The 6,977-nt window shown below is 59.4% G+C and carries 8 protein-coding genes and 1 pseudogene; all 9 read left to right on the top strand.

Features of this window, described 5'->3' with window-relative positions:
- Positions 1-1,104 (top strand): glycerol-3-phosphate dehydrogenase (gene glpD / locus VL202_RS15545; protein WP_325465004.1); only part of this gene is annotated, 1,104 nt, incomplete at its 5' end.
- Between the two features lie 48 nt (positions 1,105-1,152).
- Positions 1,153-2,235: an ABC transporter ATP-binding protein gene (locus VL202_RS15540; protein ID WP_325465003.1), complete on the top strand. Its 1,083-nt coding sequence runs from the start codon at positions 1,153-1,155 to the stop codon at positions 2,233-2,235.
- Between the two features lie 10 nt (positions 2,236-2,245).
- The gene (locus tag VL202_RS15535; RefSeq protein WP_325465002.1) at positions 2,246-3,316 is read left to right on the top strand and encodes an ABC transporter ATP-binding protein; all 1,071 of its coding nucleotides are present in this window, start codon (positions 2,246-2,248) and stop codon (positions 3,314-3,316) included.
- Positions 3,317-3,318: 2 nt separating this feature from the next.
- Positions 3,319-4,185 carry a sugar ABC transporter permease gene (locus VL202_RS15530; protein ID WP_325465001.1) on the top strand — a complete coding sequence of 289 codons (867 nt, stop codon included), beginning with the start codon at positions 3,319-3,321 and terminating at the stop codon, positions 4,183-4,185.
- 21 nt (positions 4,186-4,206) lie between these two features.
- Positions 4,207-5,031, top strand: a complete 825-nt coding sequence (locus VL202_RS15525) for a carbohydrate ABC transporter permease (RefSeq protein WP_325465000.1) — start codon at positions 4,207-4,209, stop codon at positions 5,029-5,031.
- The gene (locus VL202_RS15520; RefSeq protein WP_325464999.1) at positions 5,031-5,543 is read left to right on the top strand and encodes a hypothetical protein; all 513 of its coding nucleotides are present in this window, start codon (positions 5,031-5,033) and stop codon (positions 5,541-5,543) included. The genes VL202_RS15525 and VL202_RS15520 overlap by 1 nt, the downstream gene beginning before the upstream one ends.
- A 23-nt stretch (positions 5,544-5,566) precedes the next feature.
- Positions 5,567-5,659, top strand: a pseudogene (locus VL202_RS15515) (carbohydrate ABC transporter permease); the annotation flags it as partial.
- Positions 5,659-6,078 carry a DUF2160 domain-containing protein gene (locus tag VL202_RS15510; protein ID WP_325464998.1) on the top strand — a complete coding sequence of 140 codons (420 nt, stop codon included), beginning with the start codon at positions 5,659-5,661 and terminating at the stop codon, positions 6,076-6,078. The pseudogene VL202_RS15515 and the gene VL202_RS15510, both read left to right, overlap by 1 nt.
- 81 nt (positions 6,079-6,159) lie before the next feature.
- On the top strand, positions 6,160-6,977 hold an 818-nt coding region (locus VL202_RS15505), incomplete at its 3' end, for an ABC transporter substrate-binding protein (RefSeq protein ID WP_325464997.1).

Raw genomic sequence — 6,977 nt, 5'->3', positions numbered from 1 at the left:
AAGGCGCTGTTCACCAAGGCTTTCGAATATTCGGATGGCTGGGTCGATGACGCCCGCCTCGTCGTCCTCAATGCCAAGGATGCTGCGCTCAAGGGCGCTGATATCATGACCCGCAGCCGCGTGGTGTCGGCCGTGCGTGAGGGTTCCGTCTGGGTAATCAAGGTCGAGGATACGGCGACCGGCATCGTCAGTACCTTCAGGTCGCGCCTGCTGGTCAATGCCGCTGGCCCGTGGGTGGATGTCGTGCTGTCGAACGCGGTGCGCAAGAACAATGTCCACAATGTCCGCCTGGTCCAGGGCAGCCATATCGTCGTGAAGAAGAAGTTCGAAGATGCGCGTGCCTATTTCTTCCAGAACCCGGACAACCGCATCATCTTCGCCATCCCCTATGAGACCGATTTCACGCTGATCGGCACGACCGACAATGATTTCACCGGCGATCCGAAGGATATCCGGATCACCGAGGGCGAGATCGACTATCTCTGCAATGCGGCAAGCGAATATTTCTCTGAAGCCGTCAAGCCGTCCGATGTCGTCTGGACCTATTCCGGTGTGCGACCGCTGTTCGACGACGGAGCCTCCAAGGCGCAGGAAGCGACACGGGATTATGTCCTGAAGATCGACGGCAACAGTGGCGAAGCGCCACTGCTCAATGTCTTTGGCGGCAAGCTGACCACCTATCGCCGGCTGGGCGAGCATGCGCTGGAGAAGATCGCCGATGCGATCGGCGCCAAGGGGCGTCCATGGACGGCCGGAAGCGTGCTGCCGGGCGGCGATTTCGCGCCGACGGCCTACGAATCCGAAGTCGCGAAGCTTTCGAGCCGCTATCCGTTCCTGGCCGCGCGTCACGCGCGCCGGTTGGTGCGGCTCTACGGTACGCTGGCGGCGAACCTGCTTGGCAATGCCGGCAAGGCTGAGGATCTCGGGCGCCTGTTCGGCGCTGATCTCTACGAAGTCGAGGTGCGGTGGCTGGTCGCCCAGGAGTGGGCAAGGCGCGCCGAGGACGTGCTTTGGCGCCGGACCAAGCTGGGATTGAAATTGACCCAGGCGGAAGCTGCCGGGTTGGAGGAATACATGCGGGAGACTGTCCGCAGCGTTGCCTGAGGGTGGCGCTTCGATGGCGCTGCCGATGGCTGGGAGGAAGCCTGAGAAATGCTGGAACTGAAAAACATAAGCAAGGTCGCGGGGGCGGATACGCATATCCATCCGACGAACCTTGTGCTGGAGCGGGGCTCGCTCAACGTATTGCTGGGCCCGACGCTCTCCGGCAAGACGTCGCTGATGCGGCTGATGGCGGGCCTCGACAAGCCGACGACGGGCAAGATCATCTTCGACGGCAAGGACGTGACCGGCGTGCGCGTCCAGGATCGCTCCGTCGCCATGGTCTACCAGCAGTTCATCAACTATCCGGCCATGACCGTCTATGAAAACATCGCCTCGCCAATGCGGATTTCCGGCAAGGACGCGGCGACGATCGACCGCGAGGTTCGCAAGGCGGCCGAACTGATGAAGCTAACGCCCTATCTGGAGCGGACGCCGCTCAACCTGTCCGGTGGCCAGCAGCAACGCACGGCGCTTGCCCGCGCCATCGTCAAGAATGCCAGCCTTGTCCTGCTCGACGAACCGCTCGCCAACCTCGACTACAAGCTACGCGAGGAACTGCGCGAGGAATTGCCGAAGCTGTTTGCCGCATCCGGCTCGATCTTCGTCTATGCGACGACGGAACCGGGGGAAGCACTGCTGCTCGGCGGCAACACGGCGACGCTGAACGAGGGCCGTATCAGCCAGTTCGGCGCGACCATCGGCGTCTATCGCAAGCCGATCGATATCGTCACGGCCAAGACCTTCGCCGATCCGCCGCTCAACACGATCGAGTTGACCAAGGCCGGAAATGTCTTCGAGCGCCAGGGCATCACCGTTCTGCCGGTGCCGGAGCATCTGGCGGGCATTGCCGATGCCCCCTACACGATCGCCTTCCATCCGCATCATCTCTCGCTGGTCCGCCCGCATGCAACGGCTGCACCGCTCAAGGCGAAGATCATCATTTCGGAAATCGCCGGTTCCGAGAGCTTCATCCATGTCGACTGCGCCGGATCGCGCTGGGTCATGCTGGAGCACGGCATCCACGACATCGAGCCGGACACGGCGATCGAGCTTTTCGTCGATACGCGCCATCTGATGGCCTTCGGTGCCGACGGGCGCGCGATCGACGGCTCAGCCGGTCGGGGAGCGTGAGGAGAACATCATGGCACGCATCAATCTCGATCATATCCGCCACGCCTACGGCCCGAACCCGAACAAACCTTCGGACTATTCGCTGAAGGAAGTGCATCACGAATGGAACGATGGCGGCGCCTATGCGCTGCTCGGCCCTTCCGGCTGCGGCAAGACCACGCTGCTCAACATCATATCGGGTCTCCTGCAGCCGTCGGAAGGCAAGATCCTGTTCGACGGCAAGGACGTCACCAATCTGTCGACGCAGGACCGCAATATCGCGCAGGTGTTCCAGTTCCCGGTCATCTACGACACGATGACGGTCTATGACAACCTGGCCTTTCCGCTGCGCAATCGCCGCGTTCCGGAAACCGAGGTCTCCCGCCGGGTCAAGGAAATCCTCGAGATGATCGGTCTTTCCGATTGGGCAAGAAAGAGGGCGCAGGGGCTGACCGCCGACCAGAAGCAGAAGATCTCGCTCGGCCGCGGCCTCGTGCGTTCCGACGTCAGCGCCATCCTGTTCGACGAGCCGCTGACGGTCATCGACCCGCATATGAAGTGGGTGCTGCGGTCGCAGCTGAAGCGGCTGCACAAGCAGTTCGGCTTCACCATGGTCTATGTCACCCATGACCAGACCGAAGCGCTCACCTTCGCGGACAAGGTCGTTGTCATGTATGACGGCGAGATTGTCCAGATCGGTACGCCTGCCGAGCTTTTCGAGCGGCCGAAGCATACATTCGTCGGCTATTTCATCGGTTCTCCGGGCATGAACGTGCTGCCGGCGAAGATCGACGGCTCGTCCGTCGATCTCGACGGCCAGAAGATCGCGCTTTCCTTTACGCCGAAGATCGCGGCCGGCGCCAAGACGGAACTCGGCATCCGTCCGGAATTCGTGCGCCTCGGCCGCGAGGGCATGCCGGTGACGATTTCCAAGGTCGAGGATATCGGTCGCCAGAAGATCGTTCGCGCCTCCTTCGCCAACCGGCCGATTGCAATCGTCGTTCATGAGGACGGCGAAATTCCCTCGGAACCGAAGATCACCTTCGATCCCAATGCCATCAATATCTACGCCGATTCCTGGCGCGTTGGTGCGGAGGCCTGATCATGGAAAAGACCTGGAACAACAAGGCCTGGTTCATGGTCCTGCCGGTGCTGGTGCTGGTCGCCTTCTCGGCGGTCATCCCGCTGATGACGGTCGTCAACTATTCGGTTCAAGATACGTTCGGCAACAACGAATTCTTCTGGAACGGGGTTGGCTGGTTTTCCGACGTGCTGGATTCCGACCGCTTCTGGGAGGCGCTTGGGCGCAACCTGCTCTTTTCCGCGATCATCCTGACGCTGGAAATTCCGCTGGGCATCCTGATCGCGCTCAACATGCCGAAGAAGGGGCTGGGTGTGCCCGTCTGCCTCGTGCTGATGTCGCTGCCACTGCTCATTCCGTGGAATGTGGTCGGTACCATCTGGCAGGTCTTCGGCCGCGTCGATATCGGTCTGCTCGGCTATACGCTGGCGGCACTCGGCATTCCCTATAACTATGTCAACAATGTCTTCGACGCCTGGGTGACACTGATCGTCATGGATGTCTGGCACTGGACAAGCCTCGTCGTGCTGCTGTGCTATGCCGGCCTCGTCTCGATCCCGGATGCCTATTATCAGGCCGCCAAGATCGATGGCGCCTCGCGCTGGGCCGTGTTCCGCTACATCCAATTGCCGAAGATGAAGCGCGTCCTGCTCATCGCCTTCCTGCTGCGCTTCATGGACAGTTTCATGATCTATACGGAGCCCTTCGTCGTCACCGGCGGCGGTCCCGGCAACTCGACCACGTTCCTGTCGATCGATCTCGTCAAGATGGCGATCGGCCAGTTCGACCTCGGGCCGGCCGCAGCCATGTCCCTCATCTACTTCCTGATCATCCTGCTGCTCTCATGGATATTCTACACCGTGATGACCAACAGCGATGCGCAGACCTGACGGCCGGAGGGAGGAAAAACAATGACCACCGCGACCCAAACGTCCGACCGTAGCCTCTCCTGGCTGGTGCCGACGCTCTACATCATCTTCCTGTTGTTGCCGATCTACTGGCTCGTCAACATGAGCTTCAAGACCAATACCGAGATCACCGGCACATTCTCGCTCTATCCACATGCGCCGACCCTGCGGAACTATGCGGTGATCTTCACCGATCCGTCCTGGTACAAGGGCTATATCAATTCGATCATCTATGTGGTGATGAACACGGTCATCTCGGTTTCGGTGGCGCTGCCGGCGGCCTATGCCTTCTCGCGCTATCGCTTCTTAGGCGACAAGCACCTGTTCTTCTGGCTGCTGACCAACCGCATGGCGCCGCCGGCCGTTTTCGCGCTGCCCTTCTTCCAGCTCTATTCGGCCTTCGGCCTGATCGACACGCATATCGCGGTGGCACTGGCACACTGCCTGTTCAACGTGCCGCTAGCGATCTGGATCCTCCAAGGCTTCATGGCGGGCGTGCCGAAGGAGATCGATGAAACCGCCTATATCGACGGTTATTCGTTCCCGCGCTTCTTCCTGCGGATCTATATCCCGCTCATTGCATCCGGCATCGGCGTCGCCGCCTTCTTCAACTTCATGTTCTCCTGGGTCGAGCTTCTGATTGCCCGCACCCTGACGACGACCGACGCCAAGCCGATCGCCGCCATCATGACGCGGACGGTCTCTGCATCGGGCATGGATTGGGGCGTGCTGGCTGCGGCCGGTGTACTCACCATCATCCCGGGCGCCATCGTCATCTATTTCGTCAGAAACTATATCGCCAAGGGCTTTGCCCTGGGGAGGGTCTAATGGAGAAATTAGATTGGGTAGCGATCTATGGCGCAGCGTTGGCAACAGCTATTGCTATCGCAAATTTTCTTCAATGGTTACTGTCTGGGCCAAGGTTAAGCGTAATTGTCTTCAGCCCATCACAGACAGATTACAATTCGGCAAAAACCTTTTTGGCGATTATCTCAAATACGGGGAAATCCCCCACTGTTGTCCAAAGTATAGAAGTATCGTTTAGGACGTCGCGGTGGATTTGGGGAAAAGAAATTGGGCGCGCGGTTTTCGACGAGAAAAGTAGATGGAAGCCTTCTGTGAAATTGGTCCCAGTGCCGAATAAGACAAATACGCTTACTCCGGAGCCTAACGTTTTACAGAAAAATGAGGAGCTTAGAGCGCCGGCGTCAGCTGTTTCAAACTACGATGAAGCAAAACATTGGATACGTGTAATTGCTTCGGCGCGGAACAGTAGTCGCAAATTTTCCGGCTGGGCAAGGCCCCACAATCAGAATGTGGAAATAGGAGCTTCCACATGAATTCCTTTTGGATAGCTCGGACGCTAACGGCCACCGGTGTGCTGACCATCATTCCCAGCACCATCTATTTCGTCCGCAACTATATCGCCAAGGGCTTTGCCCTGGGGAGGGTCTAATGGCCACCGTCACCCAACGCACCAATCGCTGGCCTCTGGCGCTGGCAGCTGTCCTTGTCGTCTATGCCGCCGTTGCAGGCCTGCTTGTCATGGCGTTGCCGATCAAGGATGGCGCGCGCGACTGGTTCGCGCCGCTCATCCCCGGCGGCTGGATGGCATGGTCCTTTCCCGGCGCCATGTTCTTCCTCACCATCTTCGCGCTCCTGTCGCTGATGGCGGTTTGGGAATATGCCAGCCCCGGCGGCAATCCGCGCGTCGGCATCCTGCGTTTCGAGACGACGCGCGGAGACCGGCTGTTCGTCTCGCTGCTCGGCAGCGCCTTCATTCATCTCGCATGGCTGGGACTTGTCGGTCCCAACGTGTGGTGGGCTCTTGCTCTTTCCGTCGTGTACGCCATTGGGGTGTTCAAGCTGGTCTGAGACAAGATTACGAAACGGACAGCCAGGGAGGAACCGGGCCGTCCGACACTGCAATCGCAAAACCTTTAAGGGAGGACATCTATGCGACGGCATCTTTTAACAACGACAGCAGTCATGCTTCTGGCCTTTACCGGCTCCGCATTCGCGGGCATGGACGAGGCGAAACAGTTCCTCGACAAGGAAATCGGCGACTTGTCGACGCTCGACCGCGCAGGCCAGGAAGCGGAAATGCAATGGTTCATCGATGCAGCAAAGCCTTTTGCCGGCATGGATATCAAGGTTGCTTCCGAAACACTGACAACGCACGAATACGAATCCAAGACCCTGGCTGCAGCGTTTACCGCGATCACCGGCATCAAGGTCACGCATGACCTGATCGGCGAAGGCGATGTCGTCGAAAAGCTGCAGACCCAGATGCAGACGGGCGAGAACATCTACGACGCCTATGTCAACGACTCGGACCTGATCGGCACCCATTGGCGCTACCAGCAGGCCCGTTCGCTGACCAAGTGGATGGCCAACGAAGGCAAGGACGTGACCAACCCCGGCCTCGACCTCGCGGACTTCATCGGCACCAAGTTCACGACCGCTCCAGACGGCGACCTCTACCAGCTGCCCGACCAGCAGTTCGCCAACCTCTACTGGTTCCGGTACGACTGGTTCAACGACGAGAAGAACAAGGCGGACTTCAAGGCGAAGTACGGCTACGATCTCGGCGTTCCGGTCAACTGGTCGGCTTATGAAGACATCGCCGAATTCTTCACCGGTCGCGAAGTGGACGGCAAGAAGGTCTATGGCCACATGGACTACGGCAAGAAGGACCCGTCGCTCGGCTGGCGCTTCACCGACGCCTGGCTGTCGATGGCCGGCAACGGCGACAAGGGCCTGCCGAACGGTCT

Source organism: Pararhizobium sp. (assembly GCF_035497515.1).
In the GTDB taxonomy this organism is placed as follows: domain Bacteria; phylum Pseudomonadota; class Alphaproteobacteria; order Rhizobiales; family Rhizobiaceae; genus Pararhizobium.
Note: the sequence above shows the minus strand (reverse complement) of the source record. Positions and strands in the feature narration are given on the sequence as shown.